The sequence below is a fragment of the Arsukibacterium perlucidum DSM 18276 genome, from assembly GCF_000382165.1.
Classification (GTDB): Bacteria; Pseudomonadota; Gammaproteobacteria; order Enterobacterales; family Alteromonadaceae; genus Alishewanella; species Alishewanella perlucidum.
Window position 1 is genome coordinate 46,791 of record NZ_KB907707.1, and the last position, 19,288, is coordinate 66,078.

Annotated in this window: 14 protein-coding genes and 2 tRNA genes; 4 read left to right on the forward strand and 12 right to left on the reverse strand. The window is 48.2% G+C overall.

Features of this window, described 5'->3' with window-relative positions; all coding sequences use genetic code 11:
* Positions 1-30: 30 nt before the first annotated feature.
* The 12 genes from H141_RS0106980 to H141_RS0107035 all read right to left on the reverse strand — a co-directional run bounded on the left by H141_RS0106980 (position 31) and on the right by H141_RS0107035 (position 11,001).
* Positions 31-546, reverse strand: a complete 516-nt coding sequence (locus H141_RS0106980; RefSeq protein WP_019675536.1) for a hypothetical protein — start codon at positions 544-546, stop codon at positions 31-33.
* A 379-nt stretch (positions 547-925) separates the two neighbouring features.
* Complete coding sequence (locus H141_RS0106985) at positions 926-2,047, reverse strand: HD domain-containing phosphohydrolase (RefSeq protein WP_019675537.1); 1,122 nt, start codon at positions 2,045-2,047, stop codon at positions 926-928.
* Between the two features lie 355 nt (positions 2,048-2,402).
* Positions 2,403-3,035 (reverse strand): endonuclease III, encoded by a 633-nt coding sequence (gene nth / locus H141_RS0106990; RefSeq protein WP_026349289.1) that lies wholly within the window; start codon positions 3,033-3,035, stop codon positions 2,403-2,405.
* Positions 3,036-3,088: 53 nt separating this feature from the next.
* The gene (locus tag H141_RS0106995) at positions 3,089-3,787 is read right to left on the reverse strand and encodes an electron transport complex subunit E (RefSeq protein WP_019675539.1); all 699 of its coding nucleotides are present in this window, start codon (positions 3,785-3,787) and stop codon (positions 3,089-3,091) included.
* Positions 3,784-4,416 (reverse strand): electron transport complex subunit RsxG, encoded by a 633-nt coding sequence (gene rsxG / locus H141_RS0107000; protein ID WP_019675540.1) that lies wholly within the window; start codon positions 4,414-4,416, stop codon positions 3,784-3,786. Before rsxG ends, H141_RS0106995 begins: the two co-directional genes overlap by 4 nt.
* Complete coding sequence (gene rsxD, locus H141_RS0107005; protein WP_019675541.1) at positions 4,413-5,480, reverse strand: electron transport complex subunit RsxD; 1,068 nt, start codon at positions 5,478-5,480, stop codon at positions 4,413-4,415. Before rsxD ends, rsxG begins: the two co-directional genes overlap by 4 nt.
* Entirely contained in the window at positions 5,477-7,435 is a 1,959-nt protein-coding gene (rsxC, locus tag H141_RS0107010) for an electron transport complex subunit RsxC (RefSeq protein ID WP_019675542.1), read from the reverse strand. The genes rsxD and rsxC overlap by 4 nt, the downstream gene beginning before the upstream one ends.
* A 3-nt stretch (positions 7,436-7,438) precedes the next feature.
* A complete protein-coding gene (gene rsxB, locus H141_RS0107015; protein ID WP_026349290.1) occupies positions 7,439-7,990 on the reverse strand; it encodes an electron transport complex subunit RsxB in 552 nt (183 codons plus the stop codon).
* Positions 7,990-8,571: an electron transport complex subunit RsxA gene (gene rsxA / locus H141_RS0107020; protein WP_019675544.1), complete on the reverse strand. Its 582-nt coding sequence runs from the start codon at positions 8,569-8,571 to the stop codon at positions 7,990-7,992. The genes rsxB and rsxA overlap by 1 nt, the downstream gene beginning before the upstream one ends.
* A 177-nt stretch (positions 8,572-8,748) precedes the next feature.
* Positions 8,749-10,674 carry an EAL domain-containing protein gene (locus H141_RS0107025; protein ID WP_019675545.1) on the reverse strand — a complete coding sequence of 642 codons (1,926 nt, stop codon included), beginning with the start codon at positions 10,672-10,674 and terminating at the stop codon, positions 8,749-8,751.
* Between the two features lie 149 nt (positions 10,675-10,823).
* Positions 10,824-10,900, reverse strand: a tRNA-Asn gene (locus H141_RS0107030).
* 24 nt (positions 10,901-10,924) lie between these two features.
* A tRNA-Asn gene (locus tag H141_RS0107035) sits at positions 10,925-11,001 on the reverse strand.
* A gap of 552 nt (positions 11,002-11,553) precedes the next feature.
* Here H141_RS0107035 and H141_RS0107045 point away from each other — a divergent pair.
* From H141_RS0107045 to H141_RS0107060, 4 genes are all read left to right on the forward strand, one after another.
* Positions 11,554-12,912, forward strand: coding sequence for an MATE family efflux transporter (locus H141_RS0107045; protein ID WP_019675547.1), 1,359 nt, complete (start codon positions 11,554-11,556; stop codon positions 12,910-12,912).
* Complete coding sequence (uvrB, locus tag H141_RS0107050; protein ID WP_019675548.1) at positions 12,909-14,912, forward strand: excinuclease ABC subunit UvrB; 2,004 nt, start codon at positions 12,909-12,911, stop codon at positions 14,910-14,912. Before H141_RS0107045 ends, uvrB begins: the two co-directional genes overlap by 4 nt.
* Before the next feature lie 146 nt (positions 14,913-15,058).
* A complete protein-coding gene (locus H141_RS0107055) occupies positions 15,059-16,147 on the forward strand; it encodes an efflux RND transporter periplasmic adaptor subunit (protein WP_019675549.1) in 1,089 nt (362 codons plus the stop codon).
* A gap of 2 nt (positions 16,148-16,149) precedes the next feature.
* The gene (locus H141_RS0107060) at positions 16,150-19,209 is read left to right on the forward strand and encodes an efflux RND transporter permease subunit (protein WP_019675550.1); all 3,060 of its coding nucleotides are present in this window, start codon (positions 16,150-16,152) and stop codon (positions 19,207-19,209) included.
* Positions 19,210-19,288: the final 79 nt, after the last annotated feature.

A 19,288-nucleotide genomic window follows, 5' to 3' on the forward strand; every position in this document is an offset into this window, starting at 1 on the left:
CCTGGCTGCACTATAAAACCGTGGCAATTTTTACTTGATAATTACAGGCAGGGGAAGTTCATGCCCTTCAGGCATGGCTATTACATCCGAGTGGGTATATGTCTTACAAAACCACTCATTATCCATAAAATAATTACAATATATTTCGTTGGCGAGTGTATCTCTCTTCATACATACAGGAGTCCGAGAACCTTTGTTTACAATCTGCAGGCCTAACGCTTTACAATTATCTGTTTCAGTTAAAAATACGGATCTCTCTTTTTGGAATGAGTAGCTCTCGTAAAGCTCTATCGAAAGTAGTGCTGTTACGCAGAAGAATACAACGGGTGAAATAGCCTTAATGACGATGGGAGAGGTTTTTGCGACAAAAAATCCGATACTTCCAGCAATTACAGAAATACCAGTTAGTGATAATAAGCTTAAGTTCCATATTAAGACTTCATCTAGTATGAAGACTGAGCCTGCAAACAAAACAACTGCTGCGACCCTGATGATTAAACTATCCGAATCCTTTAAATCTTTTTTTGATAGCCAATCAATAAACATGATGCCTCCGTTCCTATTTATTGCTTTAAGAGTATTACATTAGCGCGCTCGTGTTGGCAAGCGAACAGACAGAGCCCTGCCAATGACAGATAATCTTCCAGCATTGACGCCAACGGCGTTTGTCTTTATGACACTGCAGGTGTCATAAACATTGTCTAACTCCAGTGCAATATGGCCAAAAGCATTACCTAAATCGTAGTTGTCGGCATCCCAATTCCAGGTTAGCTACCCGCAGCATGGTATGGAGCATTCGCATAAAAGATTCTATTTGGTTTTGTACTTGTAAAAACTTTCAATCATACAGCTGACGAGATGTGGTTTAGCAGCAATACACTTATTCAGACCCAACATTACTTATCAGACAAAAGAAGGCGGATAGCTATCCAAACTGACGTTCTTTAAAGCTTTGTTGAATATCTAATACTTCAGCTTCATTACTGATTAACGCCGCAACGCATACCGGGTCCAGACTAACAGCAGCTAACTGTTGTAATTTGGCAAACGCATCTGCGTTACTCCAGGCTTTTTTATAAGGTCGCTCACTGGTTAATGCATCAAATACATCTGCAACAGCAACGATTCTGGCTTCAACTGGGATAGTTTCACCTGATAAGCCTAACGGATAACCACTACCATCCCAAGCTTCATGGTGATGTAATACGATATTACGCAGCATGGCTATATAGCCTACACCATCCAGGCCATAGTTAATTAACAGTTTATCAATCAGTGCTAACCCTGCTTCTGAATGACCTTTCATAACGTGATATTCTTGCTCTGTTAGCTTACCAGGTTTTAGCAACACGCTATCCGGGATGGCCATTTTGCCAAGGTCATGTAATGGCGAAAACAAGAATACATGCTCGATGAAGTTATCATCTAACGCAAAATGCTCAGCTGTGGTTCGTGCTATCAGACGCGAATAACGTGACATTCGCTCCAAATGATAGCCGGTTTCGGGATCACGTGAATGCGTAAGATCCAATGCTGAACGTAATGTCGCCAGTAAAGTACGTACATTAGTCATCTCATTTAACAGCACCAGACAGAGCAAATGTCCGATAACATCCAACTCCTGCATACAGGGTTCAGTGAAGACATCAGCGCTTTTGGCGTTAAAAAACACGAAGCCGAGCAATTCACCGTTCCAAAGCATTGGCAAGGTGTAGCTGGAGCGAAAACCAGCTTTGTAAATCTGCAACGCATGGCGATGGGTGCTGTCTTTAAATACTGATAAATCGTTTTCGACCCTGGGTTGTTGTTTCGCTGCTAATTGTTGTAATGAATAGCAGTTGGCTAATTTCGCCTGATAATGGTTTAGACTGCTTTGCTCACCACTGTAGACGAAGGTCCGGACAATATCTGTTGCATTATCATACAGGGCCAAAGCTACCCGCTCGATAAAAGGATGATGCCGTTTAATCAAACTGTGCAAGTGGGTCAATTTTAATATCAAGCTGTCATTATTGTTAAGTACTGCCAGCTGATCTTGATGTTGCATAAACGCCCTTTTTAGAGTTTCGGATATTATTCTGCAAGCATAGAACATATTTAGCCGGTTAAGCGACTATGCCTGAAAAAAGCGGCAACACAGATTATTAAAGGCAAATCACATAATTGCAATATCACCGCCAGCGGCATTGACCGTGTGATTAAAGCGATTATATTTGCGATCTTATTTGCAAAGATCATCAGGGCTTGTTCTTTAAATTGCAGAATCAGCTACTTATTTTGCCTCTACTGCAGACAGCTACAATTTAACTGACTGCGACTGTTTTATTTATCTAGTGCTAAGTTCGTTTTTATCCTGATTACATGAGGGCTTTGTAACAAAGTTAAATGAATTACTTCTGTTATTATTCAGTTTTATCTTTAAATTGGCAGAGGTCCTCAATGATACAAGAACCACATTTAGGTTTACGTGCGATGCAGGTATAGCGGCCGTGCAGAATAAGCCAGTGATGAACATCCAGCTTAAACTCGCTTGGTACCACTTTTAATAACTTCTGCTCTACCAAATCAACATTTTTGCCCGGTGCCAGTTTAGTCCGGTTCGACACCCGGAAAATATGAGTATCAACGGCAATAGTAGGCCAGCGAAAGGCGGTATTGAGCACCACGTTGGCGGTTTTACGGCCGACACCGGGCAGGGCTTCTAATGCCTCGCGGTTTTCCGGGACCTCACCAGCGTGCTGTTCTACTAAAATGCGGCAGGTTTTAATTACGTTTTCTGCTTTGGTATTAAATAAACCAATGGTTTTTATATAATGCTTGACACCATCGACCCCCAAATCCAGCATCGCTTGCGGGGTGCGCGCTACCGGAAATAAATGACGGGTGGCTTTGTTAACACCTACATCGGTAGCCTGGGCAGATAACAACACGGCTATCAGCAGCTCAAAGGGTGAGCTGTATTCGAGTTCAGTGGTGGGCTGTGGATTGGCCGCTCGCAGGCGGCTTAGCATTTCAATTCGTTTTTGTTTATTCACGTACCTGACCTTTTACTGTATCAACTAACGCTGCTAAAGCGTCAGTTGATATTTTACTGGGTGGTAACCCGGGCCCGGGTAATACCCACCGCCTGCTGCTGGCGTTGTTGCAAGCGGGCATCAATCAGGTTTTTCAGGGCAATTAACAGTCCCATGCCAATAAAGGCGCCCGGTGGCAACATTGCCAGTAAAAACTGGGTATCTAAAGCAAACAGTTCTATCCGCAGCACCGCTGCCCAGTCGCCCAGCAGTAAGTCAGCGCCATCGAACAACGTACCCTGGCCCAGGATCTCACGCATAGCTCCTAGGGCTACCAGTACCAGCAGAAAACCCAGGCCCATCATCAGCGCATCTACCGCCGACGGCAAGACGGCGTTTTTCGAGGCAAAAGCTTCGGCGCGGCCAATAATGGCGCAGTTGGTAACAATTAACGGGATAAAAATGCCCAGTGACTGGTATAAACCAAAGGTATAAGCGTTCATCAGCAACTGAACCACAGTAACAAAGCTGGCAATAATTAATACAAACACCGGAATGCGAATTTCTGATGGCACTACGGTCCGTACCAGCGACACCACCACGTTCGAGCCAAGTAACACCAGCAAGGTGGCCAGGCCAAGCCCCAGAGCGTTTGTTACGGTGCCGGTAACGGCCAGTAACGGACATAAACCAAGTAACTGCACCAGCCCCGGGTTATTGCGCCACAAGCCTTGTACGGCCAGCTCACGGATACTGTTGGTATTGTCACTCATTGGCTTGCTCCACAATTTGCTGGCCGGTTGGCAAGCCCGGGCTGCTGAATAATCAGCAAGCCAGCATTATAAACAGCGCTGACCACCGCCCGCGGGGTAATAGTCGCCCCGGTGAATTGATCAAACTGGCCGCCATCTTTTTTTACCGCCCAGGCTACGCTGTTGTCAGGGCTTATCTGCACGCCCTTAAAACTGTCAATCCAGGCCGAACGGCGCCGCTCAATTTTATCGCCCAGGCCAGGTGTTTCCTGATGCGTTAATACCCGGCTGCCCAACACCGTGCCCGCTGGTGTCACTGCCACCATTAAATCAATATTGCCGCTGTAGCCATCAGGCGCTGTGGTTTCCACCACAAAAGCACTGATTTGCCCGCCGTCACGCAAGCGGTATATCGCTTGTGGGGTAGGGCGGCCCAGTAATTGCGGGTTGGTTACCAGAATGCAATCGGCCAGCAAGGTCTCGCTGGCAGTGTTTTCGGGCAGAACGTCATTCAGAATGGCTAACTTATTGGCAAGTTGCTGCTCGGCAATTTTGGGTTGGGTCAGCTGGTTCACCAAGCCTAGTATAGTGACACAAACCAGCGCGATCAGCGCCAGCAACAAAGCATTTTTTGATACCGGCAATATCATTTATCAGCGCCTCTGGCTTTATGGCCGTAAGTTCGTGGCCGGGTGTAATAATCTATCAGTGGCACGGTCATATTTGCCAGCAGTACTGCAAAGGCCACACCGTCCGGATAACCACCATATTTACGAATAATAAAAATCATAAAGCCAATTAGTACGCCATAGAGAATGCGGCCTTTATCAGTAGTCGATGCCGACACCGGATCGGTGGCGATAAAAAAGGCTGCCAGCATAGTTGCACCACTGAACAACTGAAATAAAGGGCTGGGATTGCTGTCTGCTGCTGCCAGCCAGCTCAGCGTGCTGATCAGAAACAGGCTGCCGAGCACCGCAACCGGGATGCGCCAGCTAATGACTCTTAGCTTAATTAACATTAAGCCACCGGCAAGATAGGCCAGGTTGACCCATAGCCAGCCCGCGCCGGCGATACCATAGAAAACCGGCTGCTGCATGCTCTCTGTTAAGGTTAAACCGGCCGCCAGATCAGTACGCAAGGTATCCAGAGGCGTTGCCATTGACACACCATCGATGCCGCTTTGCAACTGACTAATACTAAAACCGCTGCAGCTATACTGAGTGAAAACCGCACAGACCGCATCCAGCACATTGAGCGATTCAGCTTGCAGGCTGACACTTGGCAGCCACTGGGTCATTTGCAGCGGAAAAGCAATCAGCAGCATCACGTAAGCGGCCATTGCCGGGTTAAACAGGTTGTTGCCAAGGCCGCCATATAGCTGCTTAACAATAACAATTGCAAAGAATGTCCCTATAACAATCAGCCACCAGGGCGCGTAAGGCGGAATTGAAATTGCCAGCAATACTCCGGTCAGCAGGGCACTATGATCTTTCAGCCGGCTGAGTGCAGGTTTAGCCCGCAGCCGCATAATAAGTGCCTCAGCCAACCAGGCGGTGCTGATAGCCAGAACTAACTGAATCAATACCCCATAGCCAAATAGTAAAGCCTGGACCGCAATACCCGGAATACAGGCCACGACCACTAACAGCATGATTTCCGAGGTACTGCGGCTGATCCTGTTATGCGGCGAGCTGGCAATTTTAAAACTCATGATTTCTCGCTGTCTGCTTGTTTTTTAGCTTTAGCCCGGGCAATAGCAGCAGCAATAGCAGCTTTACGCGGATCTGTCTCAGCCTGTTGGGGCGCGGCTTCTATTGCTTCAGGTTGCTTGGTTTGCTCGGCTGCAACCACCTTTTCCTGCTGCTCAGCCTGCGCCTGGGCTGCCTTTTTTGCTTTTGCCCTGGCAATGGCGGCTGCTACTGCAGCGTTTTTTGCACCAGTTGGCGCAACAGTTGCTGGCTCACTAGCCGGCGGTGCGCTGCTGGCTGCTGCCTGGTGTGTTGCTGTTGCCAGAGCCGGAGCTGAGTCTGATTGCTGGCTGTCGGCAGCCTTAGCCGCCTGATATTCACGTGCTTGCTGTTTCTTAGCTGCCCGCTCGGCCAGAATTTGCTCGCGCTCGGCAGGTACTGCGGTTTGTTCAGCTTGCTTCGCTTTAATCCGGGCTAATGCAGCTGCTACGGCGTTACTGTTGCCACCGGTTTGCTGAGCCTGTTCACGGGCCTCTGCAAGCTGCTGATTGCGTGCCATTCGTTGTTGTTTTTCCCGCTCCAGCCTGGCATTGCGGGCTTCAAAGCGGGCTTTGGCCTGTTCGGCTTTTACCGCTTCGCGTTGCTGTTCTCTGATTTCTGCTTTAGCCACCCGGTAGTACTGCACCAGCGGAATTTCGCTGGGGCAAACATAAGCGCAGGCACCGCATTCAATACAGTCAAATAAATTATACTCAGCCAGTTTAGCCGGGTCTTTGGCTTTGCTGTACCACAGCAACTGCTGGGGTAGCAGGCTGGCCGGACAAGCATCGGCGCAGGCGCTACAACGAATACAGTCGGTTTCTTTACCCGGCGGTGGTAATTCGTGCTCGCTTGGTGCCAGAATGCAATTGGTTGTTTTTATTATGGGCACGGCGAGGTCGGGCAGGCTAAAGCCCATCATTGGTCCACCCATAATAACTTTGTAGTTTTTCTGCTGCTGATAGCCGCAAAATGTCAGAAGATCGCTGACCGGGGTACCAATTAATGCCAGAACATTTTGTGGCTGACTCAGGGTTTCACCTGTCACCGTAACGATACGTGACAACAGGGGATGGTCATCAAGTACTGCCTGAGCGATGGCAAAGGCAGTACCGACATTCAGCATAACAATACCAATATCGATTGGCCGGCGGCCCGCGGGCACCTCTTTATTGGTTAGCAGCTGGATCAGTTGTTTTTCGCCACCAGACGGATATTTGGTTGGCACGTCACGCACGTAATAATGATCGCGTTGGCTGCAGGCGGCTTTTAAGGCGGCACTGGCGAGTGGTTTGTCATCCTCAATGCCAACTAATACTGCTTTAGGGTTCAGCAACTTACACAGAATATCAATGCCTTTAACAATAGTTATGGCACCTTCCTGAATTAATGCATCGTCAGCACTGATATAAGGTTCGCATTCAACAGCGTTAATAATCAGGTAGTCAACCGGTTGGGTTAACCCTGCTTTTAAATGAGCAGGAAACCCGGCACCTCCCATCCCGGCAATACCGCTTTCCTGAATACGCTCCAGTAAAGTGAGGTTATCACTACTGCTCAGATTGAGCGGATGCTGTTGCCGCCATTCATCAAGACCATCCGGTATCAGGGTAATGGTTGTTTCTGGTAAGGCAGAGGGATGAGCACTGGTATGTTCACCAATGGCTGTAATAGTGCCTGAAGTAGGCGCATGTACCGGCACGGCCATCGAGTTATCAGCGCTGGTAAGTGGCTGGCCCTTTAATACTCGTTGACCGGCACTGACCAGCAGATGGCCAGCGACACCAATATGCTGACGCAGTGGTATATAAAGCCGATCGGGCAGGGGCAGTAAGCCTATCGGTTTGTGCGCGGTCTGGGCTTTTCGGGTTGGCGGGTGAACCCCTCCGTGAAAGTCCCACAATTTTCCGGCCTGAATTTGCTGAAATAAACTCGGCACCTGTTACTCCACCTGGGTTATCGGAATAGCCTTCAGATCCCACTTCCAGCGCTCTGGGGTTGGGGTCACGGGCAACATGTCAATACAGTCAACCGGGCAGGGCTCGACACACAAATCACAGCCTGTGCATTCATCGACGATAACGGTATGCATCAACTTTGATGCGCCTACTATCGCATCAACCGGGCAAGCCTGAATACATTTAGTACAACCAATGCATTCGTCCTCGCGAATGTAGGCCACCCGCTTTATTGCAACGGTTTGGGCTGCATGTAACGGTTTGGCCTCCACACCCATTAAATTGGCAAGTTTGCGAATGGTACTGTCGCCACCGGGCGGACACTTATTAATGTCATCGCCGTTAGCTATTGCCTCGGCATAAGGCCGGCATCCCGGATAGCCACATTGGCCACACTGGGTTTGCGGCAAAATATCATCTATCTGTTCAACCAGTGGGTCGCTCTGTACCTTAAAGCGTATAGCGGCAAAACCAAGTAAGCCACCAAAGATCAGAGCCATTCCTCCGAGGATCAATAATGCTGTCAGTAAGCTCATCAGACTTTCACCAAACCGGTAAATCCCATAAATGCCAGCGACATCAGGCCGGCAGTAACCATGGCAATGGCTGCACCTTTGAAAGGCACTGGCACATCAGCAGCAGCCAATCGTTCACGCATGGCAGCAAATAAAATTAACACCAGAGAAAAACCAGCCGCAGCACCAAAACCATATACCACTGAGTTGATAAAGTTGTGCCGTTCGTTAACGTTTAAGAGTGCTACGCCCAGTACCGCGCAATTGGTTGTGATCAAGGGTAAAAAAATACCAAGCAAGCGGTACAAAGTCGGGCTGGTTTTATGTACTACCATTTCGGTGAACTGCACTACTACAGCAATAACCAGAATAAAGCTCAGGGTGCGTAAATAAAGGAGATCAAAAGGTGCCAATAAAAAGCTGTCTACCAGATAGCTGCAAATGGAGGCCAGGGTCAGCACAAAAGTGGTTGCCAACGCCATGCCGATAGCAGTTTCCAGCTTTGAAGATACACCCATAAATGGGCACAGCCCGAGAAACTTAACCAACACAAAGTTGTTAACTAACACCGTACTGATTAGTAAGAGCAAAAATTCGGTCATAGTTGAGCTTAAGTAATAGGGCTAACACAGATAACAGGCGGGTATTATGCAATGATGTCAAAGTGGTTACAACCAAACAAACTGTAGGGTTATTGCAGCAGCTAACGGCTTTGTCAGGTTTTACTGGCAGTTAACCAGCTTACGGTGTGCTGATTAACTGCCTGATATTTGTCCTGACTACATTGGAGCGGGTTTTCCGACGTAATAACCCTGATTCCCATCGATAAACAATGACTCCAGCATATGTTTTTCTTCCTGTGTTTCAACACTTTCAGCAAAAACACCAACCCCAATCCGATGTGCCAGGTCTATCATCAAACGCATAAAATACTGATTATTTTTATCTTCGTCGATATGACGGGTGTAACTGCCATCCATTTTGACAAAGTCAGGCTTTAAGTCGCGGAAAAACTTAAACGAGGTGATACCGACGCCAAATTTTTCCACAGTAATGCGCGAACCTGCGCGGTGCACCATATCGATAAAGCGCTTACTGGTTTTCAGGTTTTGCTGTAAGCCAAACTCAGATACTTCAAAGATCAGTTTAGCGGCAATATGGGCATCTTTTAACAGTCTGCGCTCCAGCCAGATTACAAATTGATCGTCATGCACGCAGCGTGGAGACAAGTTCAGGCCAAAATACTGATCCTGCAAATTACGGTTTTTAATAGTCGTCAGGGCAGTTTCAATAATCAGCCGGTCTACGGCTATTATTTTGTCGAGCTTTTCCGCCATCGCTAAAAATGACGCAGTCGGCAATACCTGATTTTCCTGAGTTTTAAAGCGAACCAGGATCTCCGAATAGGCTTTTGCTGAACGGTTTGATGGCTGAATAAGCTGAGCAAGTAAGGTAATCCGGTTGTTGTTTATGACATCTTCAATAACATTGCGCCAGTTTTGATTGCCATAGCCACTGCTTGCCATTTCCAGGCCGGCAGAGTCTTTTTGTAAGTGCCAGGCGTTGGTCTGTTTAGTTTGCGCCAGGCTGATCGAGGTATCGGCTACAGCCAGTAACTCGCCCAGCGCTTTGCCGCTTTCGTAGGTAACCAGACCGGTATAGGCTATAGAATCAAGTTCAGCATTTTTCTGATATTCGTTAAACCGGCTTTGCAATTGCAGGGCGAAGTTCTCTGCCTCTTTCGGGGTGATTCTGGGCAGTAAAATGCCAAAATCAGAGCTGTTTAAGCGGAATAATTTCGCATCTTTATAGGCGTCGGCAACTTTTCGCACAATATCAGCAACATCTTTTATGTACTGATCACCCTCCTGATAACCCCGGGTTTGATTTAAGCTTTGTAACTCGGTACAACGGGTAATCGCAAAAACCCCAAAATCGGTTTCTTTAGATACTTTGCAGTGGTCTTCATAATACTGCACGAAGCGATTGCGATTGGGTAAGTCGGTTACCGGATCTTTATAGGCTTCTTCAGCTATCTGATAAGCTGCCGACGTCATCTCGCTATATTGTTTTTTGCTGAAGTTAGCCAGCTTTTGCAATGCAATATTAATCTCAGAAAATTCAGGGGGAATATTATTCCAGTTCGGTTCTGCTTTTTGCGGATCCTGAATAAAACCGTCAATCAGCTGGTTAACGGCTTGCGAGGTTTTACGATAACTGCGGTTAATGCTGCTTTTAGCAATAATCACTGTAAGCCAGCTAAAAACAAAAGGTGCCAGTAATAATACTAAGCCGAGCTTTTGTAATGGGGCCAGCATAGGCTGATGATTAAGCTGATAGCTGAGTTGAATGCCATGCTCTTCACTGCGCAATAATACCGGCCTGAACTGACTGCCAGCAGTTTGCAGAGCCCACATTGCTGCAGTGGTAGAGGCGCGGGCATTGTTTTGCTCGTGCAAAACAGTGCCGTCAAGCTGGCTGATGCGCAAGCTTTGCAAAACAAAGCTCCGATCTAACTGCCGGCTGAGTACTTTTGCATCACCTGACAGGTGATGGGATAAAATTTGTTCTATAGTATTACGCGCATTCCGTTCGCGAATTTCGACCAGTTGCTGGCTATATACCACAAGCGCTGACACTGTTAAAACTGCCAGTATCAGAGCAGTTAATAACTGCGCCATCAATAACGTTTTAAAGATCTTCATAAGCCCTGACCACCAAACATAAACTTCTTCCTTGTCTTACGCTTAATATAGTGTAGCTAAAAAGAATAGAAAGCTAATTAAATCAAAAAAATACCAAGAAAGGAATAATTAACGACGGTTTACAGAAAAAACAGTTGAATTGAGTGTTTTGGCTCCCCAAGTTGGACTCGAACCAACGACCTACGGATTAACAGTCCGCCGCTCTAACCAGCTGAGCTATTGGGGAAAAGTAAAATATTATTGGAGCGGTTGGCTCCCCAAGTTGGACTCGAACCAACGACCTACGGATTAACAGTCCGCCGCTCTAACCAGCTGAGCTATTGGGGAACAGCATTCAACGGGGCGCAATACTAATGCCAGCTATGGAGACTGTCAACACTTTGCTGCGCAGATTTGCCTCTGTCCGGTTTACTTGCATATTGTTTAAGCAAATACAGGTTATTTCAGTCAGGACGACGCTATAGCAGGCCATTTTTTTTGCTGAAAAACCAAAACCGGGGTTCTGACATTGCTGTAGAGCGGGTGGTTGCAGGCCTCTTAAAAGTTACCCACAGAAGTTGTGGATAAGTCTGTGAGTTACTCTGTATTTAGGGTGGCTAAGCCTTATGTTCTGTGCCTTTCAAGGTGGTCAAGCAGCAATTCGAAAAAAATTTTATCTTTTTAAAACAATGAGATATAAAAATCGAGGCATCCGGGCATTTCCCTTTAAATAATCCAAAGTGGCATAAAATAAGCAAGGGCCGAATTGTGAACTATTTGCCGGAACAGCACGTTTATCCGGGTGAATTTCCGTTAATGCCACGCTTTTTAAGGCTTTACCATGGTATGGAACAGTGCTTTTCACTACAATAGCGGCCTATTCTTCAGCAGGCCGGATGTATGAGTAACCAGGCGCCGCCAGCCAATAAGATTTTACAGGGTAATATAGGTAGTACGCTGCGCAGTATGACAGTACCGGTACTGGCCGGTATGTTAACTTTAATGACCTTCAATCTGGTAGACACTTTCTTTATCAGTATGCTGGGTACCACCCCGCTTGCTGCTATCAGCTTTACTTTTCCGGTTACCTTCACTGTGATAAGTCTGGCCATCGGCCTGAGTATAGGCACGTCAGCTGTAATTGCGAGGGCGCTCGGTGCCGGACACAATAGAGAAGCACAGGCTGATTCACTGGCCGCGTTATGGTTGGCAACCTATTTAGTGTTGGCATTAAGCCTGCTGGGTATGGCGCTGATTAACCCCATGTTTCGCTTGCTTGGCGCCGAAGAGGCAACACTTGGTTATATTCACGACTATATGCTGATTTGGTTTGCCGGCGCTGTGCTGTTAGTTATGCCAATGGTCGGTAATGCGGTACTGCGGGCCTCTGGTGATACCAAGACCCCCAGTATAATTATGGCGTCTGGCGGGGTTGTTAACGCAATTTTAGACCCGATATTGATATTCGGCATAGGCCCTGTGCCGGCTATGGGCATGCAAGGTGCGGCTTTAGCGTCGGTGTTGTCATGGGCACTTGGTTGTGGCCTGATAATTTGGTTGCTGTTTAAACGTGGCTTACTGATTGCGCTATGGCAACCTTTTGCCGTCGCTATACCGATTTATCGTAAAATTCTGCGAATTGGCATGCCGGCAGCCGGTGCTAATATGTTAACACCGTTGGCGATGGCAATTTTAACCGCAATTATGGCAAGTTACGGCGCCGCTGCGGTGGCGGCTTTCGGAGTGGGGGCCAGGCTGGAGAGTCTGGCATCATTGGTGGTACTGGCGTTATCGATGACATTGCCGCCTTTTATCAGCCAGAATTTTGGCGCCGATAAGTTACAGCGGGTACAGCAGGCGTACCAGCTGACCACATTCTTTATTATTCGCTGGCAATTTGCGGTGTATTTGCTGCTGGCAGCACTGGCCTGGCCGATTGCCGCTATGTTTACTGAAGATGCCGATGTGGCCCGTTATATTCGCTGGTTTTTATGGATAGTGCCGCTGGCTTATGGTTTACAGGGCATCACAATTCTGACTAACTCCTCTTTTAATGCGTTGCATCTGCCCGTCAATGCCTTATGGCTGAGTTTAATCCGCCTGTTTGTATTTTATGTGCCACTGGCCTGGGCTGGCGGTAAATTATTTGGGGTGGTTGGGGTATTTGCCGGCTGTGTAATTGCTAATGTTTTTACTGCTGCCATTGCCTATAGTTGGTTTAACCGGGTCAGTTTATTTAAATTAAAGGAGTCAGCATGACCCGTCCATTTGAATTGGTATCTGATTATCAGCCTGCTGGCGATCAACCTGAAGCCATCACTAAACTGGTTGATGGCCTGGAGGCGGGGTTGGCGCATCAGACATTGCTGGGAGTAACCGGTTCGGGTAAAACCTTCACTATGGCCAATGTGATTGCCAGAGTAAACCGGCCAACTCTTATTATGGCGCATAACAAAACGCTGGCGGCACAGCTGTACGGCGAGATGAAGGAATTTTTCCCGCATAATTCGGTAGAGTATTTCGTGTCGTATTACGATTATTATCAGCCTGAAGCCTACGTGCCCTCTACCGATACCTTTATTGAGAAAGATGCCTCTATAAATGAACACATTGAGCAAATGCGCCTGTCGGCCACCAAAGCGCTGATGGAGCGCCGTGATGTGGTAATTATTGCGTCGGTGTCGGCGATTTATGGTCTGGGTGACCCTGAATCTTATATGAAAATGCTGTTGCATTTAAAAGTGGGTGACATTGTTGATCAGCGTTTTATTCTGCGCCGGCTGGCTGAGCTGCAGTACAGCCGTAACGACATTGAATTTCAGCGCGCGACGTATAGGGTGCGCGGCGATGTGATTGATATTTTCCCGGCAGAGTCAGATGAGCTGGCGGTGAGGGTAGAGCTGTTTGACGAAGAAATTGAACGGATCAGTATTTTTGACCCGTTAACCGGCGCAGTAGAACAGGTGGTGACCCGCTATACTATTTATCCGAAAACCCACTATGTGACACCGCGCGAAAAAATTCTGGCTGCCGTTGACAATATTAAGACCGAACTGGTGTCACGCCGGGCTGACTTACTCAGAGGCAACAAATTAGTGGAAGAACAGCGCCTGGCCCAGCGCACCCAGTTTGATATAGAAATGATGGTGGAACTGGGGTATTGCTCAGGTATTGAAAACTACTCGCGCTATTTATCAGGCCGGGCTAATGGTGAGCCCCCCCCAACCTTACTTGATTATTTTCCGGCTGATGGCCTGATGTTTATCGATGAGTCACATGTTACAGTATCGCAAATTGGTGCCATGTATAAAGGCGATCGCTCCCGCAAGGAGAATCTGGTTAATTATGGCTTCCGGCTGCCATCGGCGCTGGATAACCGCCCGTTAAAATTTGATGAATTTGAAGCGATTGCGCCGCAGCGGGTTTATGTCTCGGCTACCCCGGCCAAATATGAGCTGGAAAAATCGGGTGGCGAAGTTATTGAGCAGGTGGTGCGGCCTACCGGCTTAGTGGATCCGGTAATCGAAATAAGGCCGGTGGCTACTCAGGTTGATGATTTGATGTCCGAAGCTCTGGCCCGGGCCGCATTGAGTGAGCGGGTACTGGTTACCACTCTGACTAAAAAAATGGCTGAAGATTTAACCGAATACCTGAATGACCATCAGATCCGGGTGCGCTATCTGCACTCAGACATTGATACTGTTGAGCGGATGGAAATTATCCGGGATTTGCGCCTTGGCGTGTTCGATGTGTTAGTAGGCATAAATTTACTGCGCGAGGGGCTGGATATTCCTGAAGTGTCGCTGGTGGCTATTCTTGATGCAGATAAAGAAGGTTTTCTGCGTTCAGACCGCTCGCTTATTCAAACCATGGGCCGGGCGGCCCGTAACCTGAAAGGTAAAGCCATTTTGTATGCTGACCGGATCACCGGCTCAATGCAGCGGGCTATTGATGAAACTGAGCGGCGGCGCGCCAAACAAATAGCCCACAATTTACAACAGGGAATTGAGCCTACCGCGATTAGGAAGAAAATCTCTGATGTAATGGATTTAGGCCAGGCGCCAACCGCACCAACTGCGCTGCGTAAAGTTGCCGAGCAGATGATCCTGATTAAAGGTAAAACGCCGTATCAGCTGCAAGCGCAAATGAAACAAATCGAGCAGAAAATGTTACAACATGCTAAAGATTTAGAGTTTGAACAAGCAGCGGCACTGCGTGATGAGCTGCATCAGCTAAAGCAGGCCTTGTTGGAAATTTAATCTGACCCAAAAAAACTTGCTGTTAACAGGCTATTTTTAATGTTTAATAATACTTACTGGTCAGAGGTGATAGCGGCTGGCGTCAGCAGCTTTGTGTCATACTGGCATCGTCACCAATAGCCTTATCAGGTTTCAGGAAGATTGCTATGCTGAGTTTTACAAGATTATGGGTATTAGGATGCGCCGGGATATTGCTCTCAGGATGTGCCGAGCCGGCACCGGAGGTTACTGAACCTTTGGTTCGCCCGGTTAAATTGCATCAGGTTGGTAGCGATACCGGCGGTGCTGTGCGCCAGTTTCCGGCGGTGGTAGAGCCAACGGTGCGGGCCAACCTGACCTTCAGGGTCAGTGGCAAATTAGTCCAGCTTATGGCAAGGCCCGGCCAGCAGGTACAAAATGGCGAGCTGCTGGCCAGGCTGGATGATACCGATTTTAAACTGAAACTGGATCAGGCTCGTGCCCGTTACGATCTCGCTCAGACCCAGTTTGCCCGGGCTGAACAACTAATCGCCCAAAAACTGGTGTCGCAGGCTGTATTTGACGAATCTAAAGCCCAGTTACAGGTTGCCCAGGCAGATTTGTCCACAGCTGAAACTGCGCTGAGCTACACCCGCTTGCAAGCACCTTTCGCCGGTATTATTTCCCGCTTACTGGTAGACAATCATGAAAACATCGCTGCCCAGCAACCCATCATGGAACTGCAGGTACGGGATCAGGTTGATGTAGTCATTCAGGTGCCGGAAGATGTGATTTCAAATGTCCGCAAAGATTTCGACTATCAACCTGAAGTGGTGTTCGATTCCCATCCGATGTACCGCTACCGGGCCCGGATCCGCGAGTGGGATAGCCGCGCTGATCCTGCCACCAACAGTTTTAAAGTGGTATTCAGTATGGCCACACCAACTGAATTTAATGTGCTCTCTGGTATGACGGCGAATGTTATTGCCGAAGTCAGTAAAATTAATGCCGCTTATATCGATGCCTTATTTATTCCGGCCAGCGCCATTTTTCTGCCAAACGATGCCACCTTGCGCAGCCAGCAAAGCTATGTCTGGGTGTATAACCCCGAAACTGGCCTGGTTATGCGGCGTGAAGTTACCGTAAGCAGTTTAACCAGCGCCGGCGCCGCAATCACCGCCGGCCTGACTATGGGAGAGCAAATCGTCACTGCCGGTGTCCAACATCTTAGCGAAGGCCAGCAAGTCAGGCCCTGGGTGCGTGAGCGGGGGCTGTAGCGATGGATCTTGCCCGTTATTTTATCCGTCAACGCACCTCATCCTGGTTATTTGCCGCAATATTATTATTCGGTGGCATAGTGTCTTATCTTGGTCTTGGCCGGTTAGAAGACCCGCAATTTACCTTAAAGCAAGCACTAATCATTACTCAGTATCCCGGTGCATCGCCTGTGCAGGTGGAAGAGGAGGTAACTTATCCGCTGGAAAACGCTATTCAGCAGTTACCTTATGTAAAACATGTCAGTTCGGTATCTTCAGCGGGATTGTCGCAACTGATGGTTGAAATGCAAGACACCTACCGGGCCAAAGAACTGAAACAAATCTGGGATGAACTGCGCCATAAAGTAAACGACTTACAACCTCAGTTGCCACCAGGCGTACAAAGCCCGCAAGTTAAGGATGATTTCGGCGACGTTTATGGTATTTTGTATGCAATAAGCGGTGATGGCTACAGTGAAGACGAGCTGCGTGATTATGTTGATTTTTTGCGTCGTGAACTGGTGTTGGTGCCCAGTGTGGGTAAAGTTGCGGTGGGTGGCATCCAGCAGGAACAGGTTATTGTTGAAATTTCCCGGCCACGGTTAACCGCGCTGGGTATTGCGCCACAAGCTTTATCAGCCTTGCTGCAAAGCCAGAATATGGTTGCCAATGCCGGCTCTATTAAAGTCGGGCCGGATCGGCTGCGAATTTATCCTACCGGCGAATTCGAATCAGTTGCTGAACTGGAAAGCCTGATTATTTCCAGCCCTGACTCAAAAGAATTAATTTATCTGGGCGATGTGGCGCGAGTCTATCGTGAAAATGTCGAGGTGCCCAATCAGCTGATCCGATTTAATGGTCAGAATGCGCTGACCCTTGGGGTCTCTTTCTCCGGTGGCGTTAACGTGGTTGAAGCCGGAGCTCAGGTGCAGCAGCGTCTGGCTGAACTGGAATACAATAAACCGGTGGGCATTACTCTGCATACCATCTATAACCAGCCTGATGAGGTAGCGAATTCGGTTAGCGGCTTTATTATTAACCTGGCTGCAGCAGTGGCTATCGTTATCATAGTCCTGCTGGTATTTATGGGCTTACGGAGCGGTATTTTAATTGGTGGTATTTTACTGCTGACGGTACTGGGTACCTTTATTTTTATGCGGCAAATGAATATCGAGCTGCAGCGGGTGTCACTGGGGGCACTGATTATTGCCCTGGGTATGCTGGTAGATAATGCCATTGTGATCACTGAAGGTATTCTGATAGGTATGCAGCGCCGCTTAAAGCTGGCAGATGCTGCCAGTTTAATCGTCAGGCAAACGCAGTGGCCTTTGCTGGGGGCGACGATAATCGCCATTGCAGCTTTTGCACCCATCGGTTTATCCAGTGATGCCACCGGTGAATTTGCCGGTAGTCTGTTCTGGGTATTATTGGTTTCGTTACTGCTTAGCTGGGTTACTGCTATTACGCTGACGCCATTTTTTGCCAGCATGTTGTTTAAAGACAAGGTGCAACCTGCTGACAGTGAGCCGGAACAGTTGTACCAAGGTGTTATTTTTACCTTATACCGCAAAACCCTGTTGTTGGCGCTGCGCTACCGGCTGGCGACGTATTTGCTGACAGCCATCTTGCTGCTGACCGCGGTGGTTGGCTTTGGTAATGTCAAACAGGTGTTTTTCCCCCCCTCTAACACCCCTATTTTTCTGGTTGATCTATGGCAGCCCGAGGGCACCGATATTCGCCATGCCAGTGCCGATGCTGTTCAGTTGATGAATTACCTTTCCAGTCTGGATGGGGTAAGTCATGTTACCAGTACCAGCGGCCGCGGTGCAGAGCGCTTTATGCTGACCTATCAGCCAGAGAAAAGTTTTGCCGCCTACAGCCAGCTGATTGTTCGGGCTAAACAACGTGAACAATTGCCAGAATTAATGCAGCAAACCCGCAATTTCATTACAGAACAGTTACCCAGACTGCAGCATAAGTTATTGCAACTGGAAGTCGGTCCCTCTACCCCGGCAAAAATTGAAGCCCGGTTCAGTGGTGGTGATCCGGATGTGCTTAGAACATTAGCAGAGCAAGCTAAAACAATTTTGCTGGCTGACGGCCGGGCGATCAGTGTCAGGGATAATTGGCGGCAGCGGGCAAAAGTGATCCGGCCCCGTTTTAATGAAGCAATGGCCCGGCGGGCAGGGATCAGTAAACAAGATATCGATGAAGTACTGCTCACCAGTATGGCAGGGCGCACTGTCGGAATTTATCGGGACGGCACCCATTTGCTGCCTATAGTTGCCCGGTCACCGCTGGCCGAGCGGGATAATCTGGATGCGTTGTACGATCTTCAGGTATATAGCAATAAATTGCAGCGATATGTGCCGATAACTCAGGTTGTTACCGGTTTTGATTTGGTGTGGGAAGATGCGCAGATCCAACGGCGGGACCGCAAGCGAACCATTACCGTAATGGCCGATCATGATAATTTAACCGACGATACCGCTTCAGCTTTGCAGGCCAGGGTGCAGGCAGAGATTGAAGCTATACCGCTACCTACCGGCTATTTCCTGAGTTGGGGCGGTGAGTATGAAGCGCAGCAAAAAGCCCAAACTGCGTTGTTTAGTTCGTTACCGCTGGGCTATCTGATGATGTTCATCGTCACCGTATTGCTGTTTAATTCACTGCGCAGTGCGCTGGTGATCTGGGCTTGTGTGCCCCTGGCGATCATCGGGGTTAGTTTTGGTTTGCTGTTGTTAGGTGCGCCTTTTGGCTTTATTGCCTTACTGGGCTTTTTAAGTTTATCCGGCATGCTGATTAAAAACTGCATTGTGCTGGTTGAACAAATAAAACTGGAGCTCAGTGAAGGCAAGGCAGCGTTTGATGCTGTATTTGACAGTGCGGTCAGCCGGGTTCGTCCGGTTGCAATGGCCGCTATTACCACTATCCTGGGGATGATTCCGTTGCTTGGTGACGTATTTTTTGCCAGTCTGGCGGTAGTCATTATGTTTGGACTGGGCTTTGCAACCCTGCTAACGCTGCTGTTTTTGCCAGTGCTGTATTGCAGCATGTTTAATATCAAAACAAGTCAGAATTAATACGAGCAATCGATTAAACTTTTGCCAGAACAAAAAGCCCCGCCGGTTTGCACCGGCGGGGCTTTTAAAAAAACGCTTA

Bases quoted from the DNA above. Each gene is read 5' to 3' on its own strand.
- H141_RS0107055 (WP_019675549.1), top strand. From the start codon at position 15,059: ATGCTGAGTTTTACAAGATTATGGGTATTAGGATGCGCCGGGATATTG.
- H141_RS0106980 (WP_019675536.1), bottom strand. From the start codon at position 546: ATGTTTATTGATTGGCTATCAAAAAAAGATTTAAAGGATTCGGATAGT.
- rsxB (WP_026349290.1), bottom strand. From the start codon at position 7,990: ATGAGCTTACTGACAGCATTATTGATCCTCGGAGGAATGGCTCTGATC.
- H141_RS0107045 (WP_019675547.1), top strand. From the start codon at position 11,554: ATGAGTAACCAGGCGCCGCCAGCCAATAAGATTTTACAGGGTAATATA.
- uvrB (WP_019675548.1), top strand. From the start codon at position 12,909: ATGACCCGTCCATTTGAATTGGTATCTGATTATCAGCCTGCTGGCGAT.
- rsxG (WP_019675540.1), bottom strand. From the start codon at position 4,416: ATGATATTGCCGGTATCAAAAAATGCTTTGTTGCTGGCGCTGATCGCG.
- rsxA (WP_019675544.1), bottom strand. From the start codon at position 8,571: ATGACCGAATTTTTGCTCTTACTAATCAGTACGGTGTTAGTTAACAAC.
- H141_RS0106985 (WP_019675537.1), bottom strand. From the start codon at position 2,047: ATGCAACATCAAGATCAGCTGGCAGTACTTAACAATAATGACAGCTTG.
- H141_RS0106995 (WP_019675539.1), bottom strand. From the start codon at position 3,787: ATGAGTGACAATACCAACAGTATCCGTGAGCTGGCCGTACAAGGCTTG.
- H141_RS0107060 (WP_019675550.1), top strand. From the start codon at position 16,150: ATGGATCTTGCCCGTTATTTTATCCGTCAACGCACCTCATCCTGGTTA.
- rsxD (WP_019675541.1), bottom strand. From the start codon at position 5,480: ATGAGTTTTAAAATTGCCAGCTCGCCGCATAACAGGATCAGCCGCAGT.
- H141_RS0107025 (WP_019675545.1), bottom strand. From the start codon at position 10,674: ATGAAGATCTTTAAAACGTTATTGATGGCGCAGTTATTAACTGCTCTG.